At 73.4% G+C, this 18,117-nt stretch carries 19 protein-coding genes; 13 read left to right on the top strand and 6 right to left on the bottom strand.

Annotation, left to right across the window (positions count from 1 at the left end):
- Window positions 1-71: 71 nt before the first annotated feature.
- Window positions 72-1,472, top strand: a complete 1,401-nt coding sequence (gene nhaA / locus GH747_RS01950) for a Na+/H+ antiporter NhaA (RefSeq protein WP_205602720.1) — start codon at window positions 72-74, stop codon at window positions 1,470-1,472.
- Here the strand turns inward: nhaA and GH747_RS01945 are convergent.
- Entirely contained in the window at window positions 1,440-2,021 is a 582-nt protein-coding gene (locus tag GH747_RS01945) for a DsbA family protein (protein WP_149767761.1), read from the bottom strand. The genes nhaA and GH747_RS01945 overlap by 33 nt on opposite strands.
- Before the next feature lie 111 nt (window positions 2,022-2,132).
- Here GH747_RS01945 and GH747_RS01940 point away from each other — a divergent pair, with 111 nt between their 5' ends.
- Window positions 2,133-2,483 carry a UBP-type zinc finger domain-containing protein gene (locus tag GH747_RS01940; protein WP_149767759.1) on the top strand — a complete coding sequence of 117 codons (351 nt, stop codon included), beginning with the start codon at window positions 2,133-2,135 and terminating at the stop codon, window positions 2,481-2,483.
- A gap of 310 nt (window positions 2,484-2,793) precedes the next feature.
- Here GH747_RS01940 and GH747_RS01935 read toward each other — a convergent pair whose 3' ends face one another.
- The gene (locus tag GH747_RS01935) at window positions 2,794-3,654 is read right to left on the bottom strand and encodes a class I SAM-dependent methyltransferase (protein WP_149767757.1); all 861 of its coding nucleotides are present in this window, start codon (window positions 3,652-3,654) and stop codon (window positions 2,794-2,796) included.
- Between the two features lie 135 nt (window positions 3,655-3,789).
- Here GH747_RS01935 and GH747_RS01930 point away from each other — a divergent pair, with 135 nt between their 5' ends.
- Genes GH747_RS01930 through GH747_RS01920 form a run of 3 tightly spaced genes read left to right on the top strand, consistent with a single transcriptional unit; the run spans window position 3,790 to window position 6,732 of the window.
- Window positions 3,790-4,482, top strand: coding sequence for a winged helix-turn-helix transcriptional regulator (locus GH747_RS01930; RefSeq protein ID WP_149767755.1), 693 nt, complete (start codon window positions 3,790-3,792; stop codon window positions 4,480-4,482).
- 4 nt (window positions 4,483-4,486) lie between these two features.
- Window positions 4,487-5,326 carry a PhzF family phenazine biosynthesis protein gene (locus GH747_RS01925; RefSeq protein WP_149767753.1) on the top strand — a complete coding sequence of 280 codons (840 nt, stop codon included), beginning with the start codon at window positions 4,487-4,489 and terminating at the stop codon, window positions 5,324-5,326.
- A 2-nt stretch (window positions 5,327-5,328) separates the two neighbouring features.
- Complete coding sequence (locus GH747_RS01920) at window positions 5,329-6,732, top strand: NAD(P)/FAD-dependent oxidoreductase (protein ID WP_149768639.1); 1,404 nt, start codon at window positions 5,329-5,331, stop codon at window positions 6,730-6,732.
- On the opposite strand, the gene GH747_RS01915 is transcribed toward GH747_RS01920, so the two are convergent.
- On the bottom strand, window positions 6,645-7,163 hold the full coding sequence (locus tag GH747_RS01915) for a hypothetical protein (RefSeq protein WP_149767751.1): 519 nt from the start codon (window positions 7,161-7,163) through the stop codon (window positions 6,645-6,647). The two genes, GH747_RS01920 and GH747_RS01915, sit on opposite strands and share 88 nt — an antisense overlap.
- Window positions 7,164-7,224: 61 nt before the next feature.
- Entirely contained in the window at window positions 7,225-8,169 is a 945-nt protein-coding gene (locus tag GH747_RS01910; RefSeq protein ID WP_228552735.1) for a DNA-3-methyladenine glycosylase family protein, read from the bottom strand.
- A 146-nt stretch (window positions 8,170-8,315) separates the two neighbouring features.
- Between GH747_RS01910 and gluQRS the strand changes: the two genes are divergently transcribed.
- From gluQRS to GH747_RS01880, 6 genes are all read left to right on the top strand, one after another.
- Window positions 8,316-9,197 (top strand): tRNA glutamyl-Q(34) synthetase GluQRS, encoded by an 882-nt coding sequence (gluQRS, locus tag GH747_RS01905; protein ID WP_149767749.1) that lies wholly within the window; start codon window positions 8,316-8,318, stop codon window positions 9,195-9,197.
- A gap of 8 nt (window positions 9,198-9,205) precedes the next feature.
- The gene (locus GH747_RS01900) at window positions 9,206-9,790 is read left to right on the top strand and encodes a hypothetical protein (RefSeq protein ID WP_149767748.1); all 585 of its coding nucleotides are present in this window, start codon (window positions 9,206-9,208) and stop codon (window positions 9,788-9,790) included.
- Window positions 9,791-9,883: 93 nt separating this feature from the next.
- Window positions 9,884-11,365: an NAD-dependent succinate-semialdehyde dehydrogenase gene (locus tag GH747_RS01895; protein WP_149767746.1), complete on the top strand. Its 1,482-nt coding sequence runs from the start codon at window positions 9,884-9,886 to the stop codon at window positions 11,363-11,365.
- Window positions 11,366-11,483: 118 nt separating this feature from the next.
- A complete protein-coding gene (locus GH747_RS01890) occupies window positions 11,484-12,173 on the top strand; it encodes a DUF998 domain-containing protein (protein ID WP_149767744.1) in 690 nt (229 codons plus the stop codon).
- Between the two features lie 36 nt (window positions 12,174-12,209).
- Complete coding sequence (locus GH747_RS01885; RefSeq protein WP_149767742.1) at window positions 12,210-12,581, top strand: YciI family protein; 372 nt, start codon at window positions 12,210-12,212, stop codon at window positions 12,579-12,581.
- A 132-nt stretch (window positions 12,582-12,713) separates the two neighbouring features.
- Window positions 12,714-14,021, top strand: a complete 1,308-nt coding sequence (locus GH747_RS01880) for an RNA polymerase sigma factor (protein WP_205602719.1) — start codon at window positions 12,714-12,716, stop codon at window positions 14,019-14,021.
- Window positions 14,022-14,024: 3 nt separating this feature from the next.
- On the opposite strand, the gene GH747_RS01875 is transcribed toward GH747_RS01880, so the two are convergent.
- Both GH747_RS01875 and GH747_RS01870 read right to left on the bottom strand, forming a co-directional pair.
- Complete coding sequence (locus GH747_RS01875; RefSeq protein ID WP_149767738.1) at window positions 14,025-14,462, bottom strand: SRPBCC family protein; 438 nt, start codon at window positions 14,460-14,462, stop codon at window positions 14,025-14,027.
- Complete coding sequence (locus GH747_RS01870; RefSeq protein ID WP_149767736.1) at window positions 14,459-16,105, bottom strand: phytoene desaturase family protein; 1,647 nt, start codon at window positions 16,103-16,105, stop codon at window positions 14,459-14,461. Before GH747_RS01870 ends, GH747_RS01875 begins: the two co-directional genes overlap by 4 nt.
- 115 nt (window positions 16,106-16,220) lie before the next feature.
- Here GH747_RS01870 and GH747_RS01865 point away from each other — a divergent pair, with 115 nt between their 5' ends.
- Window positions 16,221-17,669 carry an FAD-dependent oxidoreductase gene (locus GH747_RS01865; RefSeq protein ID WP_149767733.1) on the top strand — a complete coding sequence of 483 codons (1,449 nt, stop codon included), beginning with the start codon at window positions 16,221-16,223 and terminating at the stop codon, window positions 17,667-17,669.
- A gap of 63 nt (window positions 17,670-17,732) precedes the next feature.
- Window positions 17,733-18,110 (top strand): VOC family protein, encoded by a 378-nt coding sequence (locus GH747_RS01860; protein ID WP_149767731.1) that lies wholly within the window; start codon window positions 17,733-17,735, stop codon window positions 18,108-18,110.
- Window positions 18,111-18,117: the final 7 nt, after the last annotated feature.

Below are 18,117 nucleotides of genomic sequence, written 5' to 3'. Positions count from 1 at the left end.
ACGCGTTTCTCGCCGCCCGGCGCAGGGATCGCGCCACGCCGTCTCGCCGACGGTCTGACACCCTGGACCCCGTGACCGACCCGATCCCCACCGGCGTGCCGACCAGGCCCGGTCCGCGCCCACGCGTCGTCGTCCCGTACCCGCGGCTGTCGCCCGGCCTCAGGCGGTACTTCGCGACCGAGGGCGGTGGCGCGACGATCCTGCTGCTGGCCGCCGCCTCGGCGTTGATCTGGGCGAACGTAGCCCAGGGCTCGTACCACCACTTCTGGGAGACGCCGACCTCACTCGAGGTGGGGGACTGGAGCCTGCACCTCAGCCTGCACCACTGGGTCAACGACGGGCTGATGGCGATCTTCTTCCTCGTCGTCGGTGTCGAGGTGAACCGGGAGCTGACCGTCGGCGAGCTGCGGTCGTTCCGTGCCGCGTCGGTTCCGCTGTTCGGGGCGATCGGCGGCCTCGCCGTACCGATCGGGCTCTATCTCCTGATCAACCCGTCGGGACCCGACGCCGCCGGCTGGGGCGTCCCGATGTCGACCGACACCGCGTTCGTCATCGGGGTCCTCGCCCTGGTCGGACCGCGTTGCCCCGACCAGCTGCGCGTCTTCCTGCTGACGCTCGCGATCTTCGACGACATCGGCGCCATCGCTCTCCTCGGCATCTTCTACTCCGACGACGTCTCGATGAAGGCGCTCGTCCTCGCCGGCGTGCTGATCGTGGCGCTGTTCGTGATGCGCTGGATCGGGGTCTGGCAGATCACGCCGTACCTCCTGGCCGGTGCCGTCCTCTGGGTCGCGGTGCTCGAGTCGGGCCTGCACCCGACGCTGGCGGGCGTCGCCGTCGGGCTGTCGGTCCCGACCCGGCGCCGGGGTCACGACGACGAGACCCGCCGATACCTCGGCTTCTACGGGCGGGCGCTGATCGAGGAGCTCGACTCGTCGCGCTCTCGGCTGGCGGTCAACGCCGCCCGCTCCGCGATCCCGACGAGCGACCGGGTCCTGGACGCGCTGCACCCGCTCAGCTCGTACGTGATCGTCCCGCTGTTCGGTCTCGCCAACGCCGGCGTGGTGCTCACGGGCGGCGCTGTGGGCGAGGCCTTCTCGAGCCCGATCCTGTGGGGCGTCGTGCTCGGCCTGGTCGTCGGCAAGGCGGTGGGCGTCGTCGCCGGCGCGGCGATCGCCCTGCAGACGGGACTCGGTCGGCTGCCCGGCCAGGTGCGGTACGGCCACCTCGTCGGCGGCGCGTTCCTCTGCGGCATCGGGTTCACGATCGCCCTCTTCGTCAGCGACCTCGCCTTCGACGACGAGCTGCTGCGCGACGAGGCCAAGATCGGCATCCTCGTGGGCTCGCTGGTGTCGGCCGTGATCGGCGCCGTCGTGCTGCGCTACTTCGGCGACCGGATGCCGCTGTGCTCGGCCGACGAGGACGAAGGGCCGCCGCCGCTACCGACCGGGCCGTGGCGCGCCCCGGCGTGACAGCCCGATCGCGGCGCGCAGGTCGCGCACGTTGACGCCGTCGGTGTACGGCTCACCGTCGATGAACAGCGTCGGCGTGCCGTGCACCCCGGCGTCGATCCCGTCCTGGTAGTCGGTCCGCACCGCGTCGGCGTACTTCTGCGCCGCGTCGCCGACCAGCTTGGTCGTGTCGAGGTCGAGCTGCTCGCCGTAGCGGACGAGGGACGCGTCGTCGAGGTGGTCCTGGTGCTTGAACATCAGGCCCGCCATCGGCCAGAACGCGCCCTGGTGGCCGGCTGCCTCCGCCGCGAGCGCCGCGGTGAGCGCGAACGGGTGGACAGTGAACAGCGGGAAGTGCCGCCAGACCAGACGCACCTGGCCGTCCGACCCTTCGATCAGGTCGTGGAGCACCGGCTTCGCCGCGCCGCAGTACGGGCACTCGAAGTCGCCGAACTCCACGATGGTGATCGGCGCCTCCGGATTCCCGTACGACCAGCGCTCGACGAAGTCGTCGTCGCGTGGTCCGGCGATGGTGCCGTGAGGGTGCTCGTGCCGCGAGTCGTCTCCCATGCCGCCATCGTGGCACGGGTGCTCGGATCGCGGCGCGCTCGGCAGGTGCGGAGCGCCTTGTCCCGACGTAGCCTGACCAGACGACGGCCTGCAACGGGAGGGGGACCCGAGATGACCGACGGGATCGACGTGACGGTGCCGCCGAGCGGTACGGCGTGCGAGGAGTGTGAGGCCGCCGACCCGCAGGGCTGGTGGTTCCACCTGCGGCGGTGCGCGCAGTGCGGTCATGTCGGGTGCTGCGACTCGTCCCCCGGCGCCCACGGGTCCGCGCACTGGCGGGCCACGGGACACCGCTACATCCAGTCGTTCGAGCCTGGCGAGGACTGGTTCTACGACTTCGAGGAGCAGACGATCCTGCCGGGGCCCGATCTGGCGCCCCCGGGGTCGCACCCTGCTGACCAGCCTGCTCCCGGCCCTGCGGGGCGCGTGCCCCCGGACTGGATGGCACACGTCCCGCGATGAGCCGGGGCCGGGCTTGGCCCGGGCCGGGCCCCTTTTGGTGGTCGGGGCGGGCCCCTTTGGTGGTCGAGGCGCGGAGCGATCGAGACCGGGTCTCGATCCTCCGCTGGCGCTCCGGCCTCGACCAGCGGGGGGTTGCCTGCGGGGGCCCCTTTCGGGCGGTCGGGGCGGCGCTCTTTTGGTGGTCTGGGCGGGCCCCTTTTGGTGGTCGAGGCGCGGAGCGATCGAGACCGGGTCTCGATCCTCCGCTGGCGCTCCGGCCTCGACCAGTGAGGGGTGGCGCCTCGACCGGCGGGGGCGGGATGGCAGGCGGTCAGCTGACTCCCGACACGACGAGCATCTCGCACGGACCGACGAAGCCCTCGGGTCCCTCGAACTCCCGCAGGGCGTCGGCGATCTCCTCCCACGCGGCCTCGCGCTCCGCAGGACCGACGTTCGCGAGCATCTGGTGCAGCGCTCCGAACGACTCCCGCTCGAACTGCACGCACTCCGCAGCGCTCGCCATCCGGACCGGTGAGGGAACCCGCGTGACCGTGACGTCCTTCAGGCCCGCAGCCGTGAAGGCTGCTTCGGCCGCGCCGGGCGCGCCGAGGCTGAAGGGACCGGGCTGGCCCGGGAGCGGCGGCGGCAGCTGGGCGATCCGGCGGATGATGCCGACCGGGATCGCGAAGAAGCCGTTCAGGTCGGCCGCCGCGTACACGACGGCGGACACGCGGCCGCCCGGGCGCAGCGCGCGCCGCATCGACGCCAGGGCAGCCTGTTGGTCGGGGAAGTAGATCAGGCCGACGCGCGAGATGACGGCGTCGTACGCTCCGGCCTCGACCGCGGACAGGTCCTCGCCGTCGGCCTCGAGCGTCTCGACCTGGTCCAGCCCCGCGTCCCGGGCTGCGCGTGCGGCGTGCTCCAGGATCGCCGGGGACACGTCGGTGGCGAGGACGCGCCCGGTCGGCCCGACCCTCCGCGCGGCGGCGAGCGTCTGCCCGCCGGCTCCGGCGGCCACGTCCAGGACCGCGCTGCCGTCGGCGACGGCCGCGGCGTCGAGCATCACCTCGGTGGCGGCACCGAGCCACTCCTCGATCCTCGGGCCCCAGCGGTCCCAGGCGTCAGCCGCCTCCTCCCACTGGGCGCGGGTCGTGCGCTTGTACGCCGCAGCGTCGAACGTCGTCGTGGTCATCGGGCTCCTCCTCGGTCGGGTGGGGGCTCCTCCACGACAGCAGCGGCGCACCGCGTCCTCCTAGTGCACGAACGGGACCAGGCCGGTACACGTTCAGTACTAGTCGCGGAGGGGGAGGCGGACGACACTGGAGGCGTGCGCGACTACAACCAGTACTGCCCCGTCGCCCTCGCCAGCGAGGTGCTCGCCGACCGGTGGACACCACTGATCGCCCGCGAGCTGGTGCTCGGCAGCTGCCGGTTCAACGACATCGCGCGGGCGCTGCCCGGCATCTCGCGTACGCTCCTGCTCCGCCGGCTGCGGCACCTCGAGCAGTGCGGGGTGCTTGACCGCGTGCCGGTGAAGGGCGGCCACCAGTACGAGCTGACCGATGCCGGCAGGGATCTCGAGGCCGTGATCATGGCCTTCGGCGAGTGGGCGGTGCGGTGGATGTTCGCGGAGCCGGAGCCCCGGGAGGTCGAGCCGGTGACCTTGACGTGGTGGATGTCGCGGCGCCTGGACCTCGACCGGATTCCGTCCGAGCGGCGCGTGGTGGTCGAGTTCGACTACACGGGGCCGGACCCGACGAGGATCTGGCTCGTCCTCGACCGCGGGGAGCCGTCGGTCTGCACGAGCCACCCCGGCTTCGACACCGACGTGGTCGTGAGCGCCGAGCCGGTCGCGCTGATGCGGGTGTTCTCCGGGATCGTGTCGCTCCGTACGGCGCGCGCGACCGGCCAGGTCGTGCTGTCGGGCCCGCCTTGGCTCCTGCGGCAGCTGCCGGGCTGGTTCCTGTGGAGTCCGTTCGCGCCCGCGGTGCGGTCACGGCTGCAGCTCGGGCTAGCGTGACCCCATGGCCGAGGTCCTCCGCTACACCGCGTTCTCCGACGACCCCGACGGCGGCAACCCGGCAGGGGTCGTGCTCGATGCCACCGGCATGTCAGACAGCGAGATGCTCGCGACCGCTGCCGAGGTCGGCTACTCCGAGACCGCCTTCCTGGCCCCGCGCGACGGCGAGCCGAGGGCGTACGACGTGCGCTACTTCGCGCCGGAGGCCGAGGTGGCCTTCTGCGGGCACGCGACCGTGGCGAGCGGTGTCGCACTCGCCGAGAAGCACGGCGCGGGTGCGCTGACCTTCCACACGCGTGCCGGTGCGATCGCCGTCGACACGGTGAACCAGGACGGCCGGCTGTGGGCGACCTTGACGAGCGTGGAGCCGCAGGTCGTCCCGGCAGACGTGACGCTCGTCGCCGAGGTGCTGGACACGCTCGGGTGGTCTCGGGACGACCTCGATCCGCGCTACCCGGTGTCGTGCGCGAACGCAGGCGTCTGGCACCTCGTGCTCGTGACGCGGACCCGCGAGCGACTCGCGAACCTCTCGTACCCGTTCGACCGACTGCGCGACGTGATGCAGCGCGCGAACCTCACCACGCTGCAGCTCGTCTGGCCGGACCACTACGGGACGTTCCAGTCACGCAACCCGTTCCCGGTCGGCGGTGTCGTCGAGGACCCGGCGACCGGCGCTGCAGCGGCGGCGTTCGGCGCCTACCTCGCGCACCACGGCCTCGTCGCCCCCGATGCCGCCTTCTCGATCGAGCAGGGAGTCGACATGGGCAGGCCGAGCCTGATCCACGTGGCCTTGAGCGCCGACACCACCCGGGTCCGGGTCAGCGGGAAGGCGGTGGCCCTGTGACCATGCAGCCGCGTGTCAACGGCCGCATCTCGTACTGGATGAGCGAGCTCGGCCGCACCGCGCCGTCCCGCGCCGTGCTCGCCGGGGACCACCAGGTCGACGTGGCGATCGTCGGAGGCGGCTACACGGGGTTGTGGACGGCCTACTACCTCGCGAAGGCCGACCCGAGCCTGCGGATCGCGGTCCTCGAGCGGCAGATGTGCGGGTACGGCGCGTCGGGCCGCAACGGCGGCTGGCTGACCGCGGCGATGGCAGGGTCCCCCGAGGTGTACGCGAAGGCCGGCGGCCGCGACGGTGTCGTCGCGCTGAGCGACGCGATGAAGGCGACGGTCGACGAGGTCATCGCGGTCGCTGCCGCCGAGGGCATCGATGCGGACGTCGTCAAGGGCGGCGAGCTCACCGTCGCGTGCAGCCGCGCTCAGGACGAGCGGCTCCGAGCCGACCACGCGTACGCCGAGTCCTGGGGCGACCACGACCACCAGTTCCTCGACGCTGCCGACGTCGCGGCACGCGTCGCGGTAGCCGACGCCGTGAGCGGGATGTGGACGCCGCACTGCGCCCGGATCAACCCCGCGAAGCTGGTCACGGGTCTGGCCGACGTGGTCGAACGGCTCGGAGTCGAGATCTACGAGGGGACGGAGGTCACCGCGATCGAGCCCGGCGCGGTGCGCGTCCGTGCCACCGGTGTGGCGGCTGCGCGTCCGGCGACCGTGCGTGCGGCGTACGTCGTGCGTGCGACCGAGGGGTTCACGGCCGGGCTGCCCGGCCTGCGTCGTACGTGGCTGCCGATGAACTCGGCGATGATCGTCACCGAACCGCTCGGGTCGGCCGTGTGGGACGAGATCGGCTGGGCGGCGTACGACACGGTCGGCGACCAGGCGCACGCCTACATGTACGCGCAGCGGACCGCCGACGACCGGATCGCGATCGGCGGACGCGGCGTCCCCTACCGGTACGGCTCGCGGACCGACCACGACGGGAGCACGCAGGCGGCGACCGTCGACAGCCTCCGTGACGTGCTGGCGCGGCGGTTCCCGTCGGCGGCCGGCGCCCGGATCGACCATGCGTGGGCGGGCGTCCTGGGCGTCCCGAGGGACTGGTGCGCGACGGTCACGCTCGACCGGACGACCGGCCTCGCGGCCGCGGGCGGCTACACCGGTCACGGTGTCGCGACGACGAACCTCGCCGGACGGACCCTCCGCGACCTGGTGCTCGGCGACGCCACGGCACTCACCGCGCTGCCGTGGGTCGGCCACCGCACCCGCAGGTGGGAGCCCGAGCCGCTGCGGTGGCTGGGCGTGCAGGCGATGTACGCGGCCTACCGCGCGGCGGACCGTCGCGAGGACAGCCGTGGCGCGACGACGTCCTGGATCGCTCGGATGGCGGACCGCGTCAGCGGCCGGTGACGCTGCGGGCGCTCGCGCTCCGGCCGGTCGAGCGCCTCGGCGTCGCGGCGGCCGAGGGCGAGTCCGACCGCGGCGCAGGCCCACGCGCCGACGGCCAGGCCCGGAGTCAGCACGACGAGGCTGTCGCGAAGCAGCAGCAGGTCGACGTCACCGGTCGAGACCGCGCTGGACGCCCACTGCCACCCGACGCAGACGACGGCGGAGATCAGGCCCACGAGGAACCAGGTCGGGTACGGCCGGGGCCGGGCGAGTCGCCCGTCGCGGAGCGCGAGAGCACCCGCCGTCGCGTACCACAACGCTGTGGTGACGACTGCTGATGCGATCGTCGCATCCGGAGTGCCGCCGGTGAGCAGACCGATCGCCCTCCCGAGGACGATCCAGACCACCACCAGGACGGCGACCCTGAACGCGACGTCCCCCGAACGCCGCATGCAGCCATCATCGCTCCGATCGGCGCGCTCGGCAGAAAAGTGCACGATCGCGCCGGCCGGGTCACCTCCGCCGGTGGTCCATGCGGGTCAGGCGCGGCCCGCGGCGGGGGCGCCGCAGGGCACCGTCGGCGTACAGGAGGTGGATCACGCGCCCGCGCTGGCCGCGCCACGGCTCGAGGATCTCCAGCATCCTGGCGTCGTCGGCGGGCTCGCCGTCGAACGCCCAGCCGACGTCCTTCGCGAGGTTGTAGTCGCCGACGGACACGGCGTCGGGATCGCCGAGCCGGCTCAGCACCTCGGCCGCCGTCCACTCGCCGATGCCGGGCAGCGACCGCAGCCCGGCAGCCACCTCCGCGTACGGGCGGTCGACCAGGCGCTGGATCGCCGCGGCGCGCTGCGCCGCGGCCACCGCCGTACGGGAGCGTGCCGGGTCGACTCCGGCGCGGTGCCACGCCCAGGACGGAAGCGCTCGCCAGTCCTCCGCGCTCGGCGGGACCCACATCGGCACGGGCGTCGGGCCGGGCGCGGGCTCGCCGTGGGTGCGGAGCAGGCGTCGCCAGGACGCGTACGCGTCGACGCCGGGGACCCGCTGCTCGATGATCGCCGGCACCAGCGTCTCGAAGATGCGGCGTTGGCGGGGAAGACGCAGGCCCGGGTGACGGGCGAGCGCCCGCGCCACGAGCGGGATGCGCGGGTCGAAGTCGGACCAGTCGTCGGCGCCGCCGAGCAGGAAGGGGGCCTCCGCCACGAGCTCCTCGGCGCCGTCGCCCCACGCCTCGACGGTGATCTCACGGGGCGCCGGGGTGACCCGAGCCGCGCTCACGCGGTAGGTGACCGCCCCCGTCGCCATGCGGCTGGCGCGCCAGGTCGCACCGTCGGGCGCCACCTGGTGTGCCGGGTCGTACGGGCCTTTGCCGAGTGCCCCCAGCGTGCGCCGCACGTCGACCGGCCCGGCGGGATGCCACGTGCGGGTGGCGTCCGGGCGGGCGGCTCGAGGCGAGGTCACCCCCCGATCGTGGCACGCGGCACCGACGGACCGGAGCGGTGTGCGGTGCGTCATGCCCGTGCGTCGACACCGTCGCCGCCCCGCCGCGCTGCGTAGGATCCGGCACAACGGGCGGGCCCTCCCGCTCCCTGGTGTGAGGCGGTGACATGTTCGGCCGGTACGCCCCGAGCCCCTCGGGTGACCTGCACGTCGGCAACCTGCGTACGGCGCTCCTCGCGTGGATGTTCGCCCGGTCGAGCGGGCGCGGCTTCCGGATGCGGGTCGAGGACCTCGACCGCGTACGCCCCGGCGCGCAGGAGCAGCAGCTCGCGGACCTGGCCGCGCTCGGGATCGACTGGGACCCGCCGGTCGTCCTCCAGTCGGAGCGCCTGGCGGTGTACGCCGATGCCGTGTCGACGTTGGAGGCGCGCGGCCTCACGTACGAGTGCTTCTGCACGCGCCGCGAGATCGCCGAGGCCGCATCGGCTCCGCACGGCGTCCCCGGCCACTACCCAGGGACGTGCCGGCGGCTGACGGAGGAGCAGCGTGCCGAGCGTCGTGCGGAGCGGCCGGCCGCGCTGCGTCTCGCCTCGGGCGTCGACCAGTTCACGGTCCGGGACCTGCTCCACGGGACGTACACCGGCCCGGTCGACGACCTCGTCCTGGTCCGCAACGACGGGGTGCCCGCGTACAACCTCGCCGTCGTGGTCGACGACGCGGAGATGGACGTCGACCAGGTGGTGCGGGGCGACGACCTGCTCGCCTCCGCTCCGCGCCAGGCGTACCTCGCGACGCTGCTCGGCGCCGTCCCCCCGCACTACGCCCACGTGGCGCTGGCCGTGAACGGCCTCGGCAAGCGGCTCGCGAAGCGCGACGGCGCGGTCACGCTCGCCGACCTGGCGTTGTACGGGTGGACCCCGGCCGACCTCGTGGCCGCGATCGCGGACTCCCTCGGGATGGCCGCCCGCGACGCCGTCGGCATGCTCGACGAGTTCGACCCCGCGGCGCTGCCTCGTACGCCGTGGGTCTTCGTGCCGCCGACTGGTTGACTCGAGGAGTGCTCGACTCCTACTTCCGCGAGACGCCGATGGCCGGCGTCGGCATCGTCGTCGCTCTGAGCGTCGCGACGGCGCTGGCGGCGGCGTCGGTGCGGACGGCGTACGCGGCACCCGTCCGCGTGTGGGTGTACGTCGCCGGTCTCGGGACGTTCGTCGCCGTGACCATGCTGCCGGACTCGCTGTCTCACGGGTGGCACTGGCGGAGCCCGCTCGACCTCTCGCTCGCGGAGCCCCGCTGGGACGCGTTCGTCACCGGGGTCGACTCCGCCACGCTCAACGTGTGGCTCGGGCTGCCGCTCGGGATCGGTGCCGTCCTGCTGGCGCTGGACCGGCATCGGTGGTGGCCGGTGGTCGTCGCCGTCCTCGCACCGTGCGTGGCGGAGTGGTGGCAGGCCGTGATGCCGAGCGGCCGGCACGGCATGTCGGGCGAGGACCTCGCCAACAACCTCGTCGGAATCGGCGTCGGCGCGGTCGTCGGGGTGCTCCTCCACCTCGCGCTGGTGCGGGCGGAGCGTCGATGGGGATCTGACGCGGGCGCATCCCGCGCGGGCGAGTCCACCGGCCCCGGATCTGACGACGTGTAATCGCGTGGGTGGAGGGGGCGACACTTCGCGCGTAGTGTCCGAGCGTGGGGGGACGAGATCATCGAGGCGTTCGCCACCGATCGGGAGGTCGTCATGTCTGTTGACAGCGCAGTTGCGCAGGGTCGTGAAGCCGAGGTCGTCGCCGGGGTTCGTCCCCAGCTCTTCATCGGAGGGAAGTGGCGAGACGCCGAGGGAGGCAAGACCTTCACGGTCGAGGATCCGTCGACCGGCGCCGTGATCGCCGAGATCGCCGACGCGTCGGTGGCCGACGGGCGGGCCGCGCTCGACGCTGCCGTCGAGGCCCAGGCCGACTGGGCGAAGACTGCGCCGCGGGACCGCGGCGAGATCCTGCGGAAGGCCTTCGAGCTGATCACCGAGCGCGCCGACGACCTCGCGCTGCTCATGACGCTCGAGATGGGCAAGCCGCTGTCGGAGTCGAAGGCCGAGATCGCGTACGGCGCCGAGTTCTTCCGCTGGTTCTCCGAGGAGGCCGTCCGCATCAACGGCCGGTACGCCGTCGCTCCGAACGGGGCGACCCGCCTGCTCACGCTGAAGCAGCCCGTCGGCCCGTGCCTGATGATCACCCCGTGGAACTTCCCGCTCGCGATGGGGACCCGCAAGATCGGTCCGGCGATCGCCGCCGGCTGCACGATGGTCGTCAAGCCGGCCGCGCTGACGCCGCTGACGATGCTCGCGCTCGCCGACATCCTGGTCGAGGCGGGTCTGCCCGAGGGTGTCCTCAACGTCGTCGCCACCACGACGACCGGTGAGGTGATGGAGCCGCTGATCCGCGATCCGCGCCTGCGGAAGCTGACGTTCACCGGCTCGACGCCGGTCGGCCAGAAGCTGATCGAGCAGAGCGCCGAGGGCATCCTCCGCGTGTCGATGGAGCTCGGTGGCAACGCGCCGTTCCTCGTGTTCGAGGACGCCGACCTCGACAAGGCCGTCGACGGCGCGATGCTCGCCAAGATGCGCAACATCGGCGAGGCGTGCACCGCCGCGAACCGCTTCATCGTGCACGAGTCCGTCGCCGACGCGTTCTCCCAGAAGCTCGCCGAGCGCATGGGCGCGATGACGATCGGCCGCGGGTCCGAGGACGGTGTCCAGGTCGGGCCCCTGGTCGAGGAGAAGGCACGCGCCAAGGTCGCGGAGCTGGTCGCCGACGCCGTGGACTCGGGTGCCACGGTCCTGACCGGAGGTGAGATCCCCGACGGTCCCGGCTACTTCTACCCGCCGACGGTGCTCACCGGCGTCACCGCGGACGCTCAGGTGTTCCGCGAGGAGATCTTCGGCCCCGTCGCCCCGGTCTTCACGTTCTCCTCCGAGGAGGAGGCGCTGCGGATGGCCAACGACACCGAGTACGGCCTCGTCGCGTACGCGTTCACGCAGAGCCTCGACCGCGCGATCCGCGTGTACGAGGGACTCGACACCGGCATGGTCGGCATCAACCAGGGCGTCGTCTCCAACCCGGCCGCGCCGTTCGGCGGGGTCAAGGCGTCCGGGTTCGGGCGCGAGGGCGGCGACGAGGGCATCGACGAGTACCTCGAGGTCAAGTACGTCGGGCTCGCGCTGTAGGCCGAAGGGCGGCGTTCAGAAAAAGTTCCTGGGTCGTGTAGAAGTCGGCCGTCGTCGTTCGTGGAGGTCCTGAGAGGCCGACGCAGACGGCGGCGGCCGAAGTCCTCAGGAGCACGTCATGGCCACCACGACCCACACCCTCGACACCCGCAGCACCTGCGACCCGGCGACCCGGGTCACGAAGTCCCTCCTCGGGTACGGCGTCCTCGCCGGGCCCTTCTACGTGAGCGTCGCGCTCGCCCAGGCCTTCACCCGCGACGGCTTCCACCCGAGCGTCCACCAGTGGAGCATGCTCGCGATCGGCGAGCACGGCTGGATCCAGGTCGCGAACCTCGCCCTCACCGGCCTCATGCTCGTCGCGTTCGCGGTGGGTCTGCGCCGGGCGCTCACCCCGGGTCGCGGCGCACGCTGGGCCCCGCGCCTCGTGGCGACGTACGGCATCTCGATGGTGGCCGCGGCCGCCTTCCCGGCCGACGCGGCGTACGGGTTCCCCGTCGGCACTCCCGACGGTCCCGGGCAGGTCTCCTGGCACGGCATGCTGCACCTGCTCGCGGGGAGCATCGGGTTCACCGCGCTCGCCGTCGCGTGCTTCGTGATGGCGCGCCGCTACGCCGCCGACGGTCGTCGTGGCTGGGCGGTCGGGTCGCGCATCGTCGGGATCGCGTTCCTCGCCGGGTTCGGCGCGGTCGCCGCCGGTGCCGGTGCGGCTGCCGCGAACCTCGCGTTCACCGCAGCCGTCGTGACCGTCTTCGGCTGGGTCGCCGCGGTCGCGGTGGACCAGTACCGTTCGGCCGACACCCCGTCCTGACGCCACCCCGACCACCACGAGACCAAGGAGACGATCATGCGCTACCTCATCCTTCTCGACGGCACCCCGCCCGAGGGTCCGCCGCCGCCCGAGCTGATCGAGGCCATCGCGGTCCTGGGCGCCGAGGCGACCAGCTCCGGAGCGTTGCTCGACACCGCAGGGCTCGCGCCCAGCGCGTTCGGTGCCCGGGTCGACCTCACCGGTGGCACGATCACCGCCGCCGACGGCCCGTTCGCCGAGGCGAAGGAGCTCATCAGCTACGCGCTGTACGAGGTCCGGAGCAAGGAGGAGGCGGTCGAGTGGGCCAACCGCTTCCTGCAGGTCCACCAGCAGCACTGGCCCGCGTGGGAGGGGAGTGCCCGGGTCCTCAAGCTCTTCGGCCCCGAGGACTTCGCGAACCTCCCCTGACCCGTCCCGCCCCGCCCCGCCCCGCCCCCGCCCCGTCCCGTCCCCGATTTGGGCAGTTCGGGCAGGAATCCACCCCCGGATTCCTACCCGAACTGCCCGAATCGGGGACGGGGCCTGTGCTTGGATCGAGGCGTGCGGAAGGCCGAGACGACAGACAGCGAGTCGGCGCGTGCGGCAGTCGAGGCGGTGTGGCGGATCGAGGCCGGCCGCCTCGTCGCCGGACTCGCGCGCGTGACCGGGGACGTGGGCCTCGCCGAGGAGCTCGCCCAGGACGCGCTCGTCGTCGCGCTCGAGCAGTGGCCGGTCGCCGGCGTCCCCCCGAACCCCGCAGGCTGGCTGATGACCACCGCCAAGAACCGCGGGATCGACGCGGCGCGGCGACGCGGCACGTACCAGCGCAAGCTCGAGCAGATCGGCCGCGACCAGGAAGCCGCAGGCTCCGCGTACGGCGCCGGCGACGACCTCGACGACGCGCTCGATGACGACATCGGGGACGACCTCCTGCGGCTGATCTTCACGTCGTGCCATCCCGTGCTCTCGGTGGAGTCACGCGTCGCGCTGACGCTGCGCTGCCTCGGCGGGCTTAGCACGAGCGAGATCGCACGCGGCTTCCTCGTCCCCGAGAAGACCGCGGGCCAGCGGATCTCGCGCGCGAAGAAGACCCTGACCGACAGCGGCGTCGTCTTCGCGATGCCGGACGCCGGGGAGCGGCGGGCGCGTCTCGGGTCCGTCCTCGAGGTCGTCTACCTGATCTTCAACGAGGGGTACGCCGCGCAGGCAGGCGACGACTGGATGCGCCCGGCGCTGTGCCAGGAGGCGCTCCGCCTCGCGCGACTGCTCGCGACCCTGGTGCCGGACGATCCGGAGGTCCACGGGTTCGCCGCGCTCCTCGAGCTGCAGGCCTCGCGCATCCCGGCCCGCACCGGGCCGGACGGCGAGCCCGTCCTGCTGCTGGACCAGGACCGCCGCCGGTGGGACCGCACTCTCGTACGCCGCGGGCTCGCGTCGCTCGCCCGGGCCGAGGAGCTCGCCAGCGCACCCGGTGCGGGCGGACCCGCGCTGGGGGCGTACGCGATCCAGGCCGAGATCGCCGCGTGCCACGCGCGCGCTGCGACCGTCGCCGAGACCGACTGGCGCAGGATCGCAGCGCTCTACGTGCTGCTCCGCCACGCCTGGCCGTCCCCCGTGGTCGAGCTCAACCGTGCGGTCGCCGTCGGGTTCGCCGACGGGCCCGAGGAGGGACTCGCCGTCGTCGAGACGGTAGCGGGACACCCCGCGCTGGCGGCGTACCCGCAGCTCCCGGCCGTGCGCGCCGACCTGCTCGCACGCCTCGGGCGCACCGCCGAGGCGCGCGCGGAGTACGAGCGGGCGGCGACCCTCACCGGCAACGCACGCGAGCGCGGCGTGTACGAGGCCAAGGCACGCGGCCTTCCCGCCTGAGGGTCAGCGGCTCCGGCCCTCGGCCAGGTAGGCGAGCCGGCGCAGGGCCTCGCGGTTGCGCGCCTTCAGGCCGAGCGCCTCCGCCGGTTTCGGGATGAGCCTGGCGGGCCCGCTGACGGTGTACTCCTCCATCTCGACCGTCGTCGACGAGCCCAGGTCGCGCAGCACGAGTGCGACGTTCCCCTCGCCGAGCGGCCACGCCCGGACACGCAGCTCGAGCCGCCGTCCTGGCTCGCACGCGAGAACCGTCGTCGTGTCGTCGATGAGCGCGGGCCAGGTCCCGACCGAGTGGTGGATCGCCGATCCCGGCTCGGGGAAGCTCGCGTCGACGTGCCGGATGCGTGAGGCGCCGACCACCCACGAGGCGTACGTCCAGCCGTCGGCGAGCACGGCGAAGACCTGGTGGGCGGGGGCGTCGATGTCGCGGGTGACGGTCGTCATCGTGGGCTCCTTGGGGTACGGCGGTGGGTCCGCGTGCCGCGCAGGCGTGCGACGAGCGGGCGGGTACGGCGCAGGAGGGCCGGCTCGGCGAGGACGGCGCGCGCCGCGTTCGCGCCGGGTGCGCCGTGCACGCCGCCGCCAGGGTGGGCCGACGCCGAGGCGAGGAACAGGCCGGGGACGGGTGTCGTCGCCCGGCCGTTGCCGGGGACCGGGCGGAAGACGAGCTGTTGGTGGATCGCCGAGGTGCCGCCGTTGATCGCGCCGCCGACGAGGTTCGCGTCGCGCTCCTCGAGCTCGCGCGGTCCGAGGACCCGGCGTGCGACGACGCGGCTCGCGAGGTCCGGCGCGTACGCCTCGAGCCGCCGCTGCATGCGGTCGGCGAACCGCTCGAGGTCGTCGCGGTCCCAGCGTCCGGTGATGCCTCCGTCGCCCGCGTCGTGGCGGACGTCCTGGGGCACGTGCGCGTACGCCCACAGCGCCTCGGTCCCCGCGGGCGAGCGAGTCGCGTCGGCGGTGGTCATCTGGCCGACGATGAGGAGGGGCTCGGCGGGGACCGCGTGCGAGGTGATCTGGGAGGTGGCCTCGGTGATCGCGGTGACGGAGTCGGCGAGGTGGATGGTGCCCGGCGCCGTCTCGGGGGCCGACGCCCACGGGACGGGTCCGTCGAGGGCCCAGTCGACCTTGACCGTCCCGGGATCGAGCTCGAACGACCGCATCCTCCGGCGCAGCCGCGCGGGGAGCTCGTCGTCGGGGATCAGGTCGCCGTAGAGCACTGGCGCCACCACGTCGGCGACGACGGCACGCCGAGCCTGGACGGTCTCACCGCCCTCGACGCGGACGCCGACAGCGCGTCCGTCCCGCAGGAGCACCCGGTCGACCCGCGCGGAGCACCGTACCTCCCCGCCGAGCGCGGTGAACCGACGCGTGAGGGCCGCAGCCAGCTCGCCGGCGCCGCCTCGCGGGACCGGGAAGCCGACCGTCTGTCCGAGCATCGTCATCAGCAGACCCATGAGCCCGGATCCGGTGGCGTCGGTCGGGATGTCGGCGTGCCCGGCGTTGCCGGCGAACAGCAGCGCAGGCCCGGGGCCGCCGAAGCCGTCGCGTCCGAGCACGCTCGCCGGCTCCAGCAACCGCCGTACGTAGTCCATCCCGCCGACCCCCGGGAGCGCTGCGAGCACGCGAGCACCCGCACGGATCGGCGGGAACGGGGTGGTGAGGGCGTCGACGAGCGGGCCGCCGATCCGGCCCCAGTCCTCGACCCACGTACGCCAGCGGTCGCCGTCGCCGGCTCCCAGCGCCTCCATCGACGCCGCCGTCCGGTCGACGTCGCGGTGCAGCATCGCCCAGGACCCGTCCGGGAGCGGATGGCCCAGGACGGCGGGCGCGTGGCTCCACACGAGGCCGTGGTGCTCGAGCCCCAGCCCGCCCATCACGCCCGAGGCCGCCGCGAGCGGATAGAACGAGCTGAACGTGTCGTGGACGTAGTCCGGGTGGACGTCACGGGCGCTGCGGACGGCGCCACCGACCTCGGGCTGCGCCTCCAGGACGACGACGTCGAGCCCCTTGTCGGCGAGGAGGTTCGCGGCGACGAGCCCGTTGGGCCCCGCCCCGACGACGACGACGTCGTGCTCGGTCGTGGCCACAACCCCTCCTTGTGCCGGCGGTCGGCGACGTCCGGGCGGTACCCGTCGCCCGCCTCGCGAAACCCGATTGCCCCCGTCGGCGGTGGGTACCAGGGCGTCGACGGAAGGAACCCCGATGCAGTCCTGGTGGTACGCCCAGAATCCTGCCCGCCCCACGTACGCCCCGCTGGCCGAGGACGCGAGCTGCGACGTGGTCGTCGTCGGCGCCGGCGTCGTCGGACTCACGGTCGCGCTGACCCTGGCCCGCGCCGGGACCTCGGTGGTCGTCCTCGAGGCACGTCACGTCGCGGCAGGCACCACCGGTGGGACCACCGGGAAGGTGAGTCTCCTGCAGGGGTCCCGGCTGAGCCGGATCCGGCGGGCGCACCCCGACCGGCTCGACGGCTACGTCGCGGCGAACCGCGAGGGGCAGGAGTGGCTCCAGGGCTTCTGCGCGTCCACCGGCATCCCGTACGACCCTCGCGACGCGGTCACGTACGCGACGACCGCTGTCGGCGAGGACCGGCTCCGCCGTGAGCAGGGCGCGTGCGAGCAGGCGGGTCTCCCGGTCACCTGGGAGACCGATCCCGGGCTGCCGTACGAGGTGCGGGGCGCGCTCCGCCTCCCCGGCCAGGGACAGATCGACGCCGTGGCCCTCGCTGACAGCCTCGCCGCGGAGGCGGTCGCGGCCGGGGCCCGGATCTTCGAGGGGACGCGGGCGCTCGGGGTCGACGGCCACCGTGGACGGAGGCGGGTCCGCACCGAGTCCGGGCGGGTGGACGCGCGCCACGTCGTGCTCGCCACCGGCATCCCGATCCTCGACCGCGGGGGATTCTTCGCCCGCCTGTCGCCGCACCGGTCCTACGCGGCGGCCTTCCGGACCGGCGAGCCGGCCGTCGAGGCGATGTATCTCTCGATCGACGCCCCGACCCGGTCGCTGCGCACAGCCGCGACGGACGACACGGTCCTGGTGGTCGGCGGCAACGGGCACACCACCGGACGCGTCCGGTCGGAGGCGGAGCGGGCCTCGGAGCTCGTGGACTGGGCGCAGCGGACCTTCGGTGTGCAGGAACCGCTCGCGACGTGGTCCGCCCAGGACTACGAGTCGACCACGGGACTGCCGTACGTCGGACGGCTCCTGCCGGCGGTGCCGTGGATCCTGGTGGCGACCGGGTTCGCCAAGTGGGGCCTCGCGATGGGGACCGCTGCCGGCCTCGCGCTCGCGGCGGAGGTCCTCGGCGAGCGGCGCGGGTGGCGTGGCGCCGTACGGTCGTGGCCGCGGCCGACGATCAGCGACGTCGCGCGGACCCTCGCGATCAACGGCGGCGTCGGGCTGGAGCTTGCCAAGGGGTGGACGACGGCTGCACTCGCCAGGGACGAGGAAGCGCCGCGCGTCGCGGGCGTGCCTCCGTGCGCGGACTCCGGGGACGGGACCCGCACGACCGCGGTCTGCTCCCACCTCGGCGGCGTCGTCGCGTGGAACGACGAGGAACGCACCTGGGACTGCCCGCTGCACGGGTCCCGCTTCGACGCGGACGGCGCGGTCGTCGAGGGGCCGGCGACGCGACCCCTCCGGCAGCGGTGACTTCGACGGGCCCGACGGGTCACTACTGCAGGGGCCGACGACGGTCCCGGACAGGAGAGCACCATGCTTGGCGAGGCACCAGCCTTCAGCGGCTTCTCGGTGGACGACACGGCGAAGGCCCAGGCGTTCTACGGCGACACGCTCGGGCTCGACGTGAGCGAGGCCGACGGGATGCTGACCCTGCACCTCGCAGGGGGACGCGACACGCTCGTCTACCCGAAGGGTGAGCATCACCAGCCGGCGTCGTACACGATCCTGAACTTCCCGGTCCCCGACATCGAGGCAGCAGTCGACGCGCTGGCCGGGCGTGGGGTCGTCTTCGAGAAGTACGAGGGCACGCCGACGGCGACCGACGACAAGGGGATCTTCCGTGGGGGTGGCCCGCTCATCGCGTGGTTCACCGACCCCGCGGGCAACGTGTTGTCGGTGATCCAGGAGTAGCCCGAAC

It is taken from the genome of Mumia xiangluensis, assembly GCF_010994095.1.
GTDB lineage: Bacteria > Actinomycetota > Actinomycetes > Propionibacteriales > Nocardioidaceae > Mumia > Mumia xiangluensis.
This window is presented reverse-complemented; position numbering and strand designations above follow the sequence as displayed.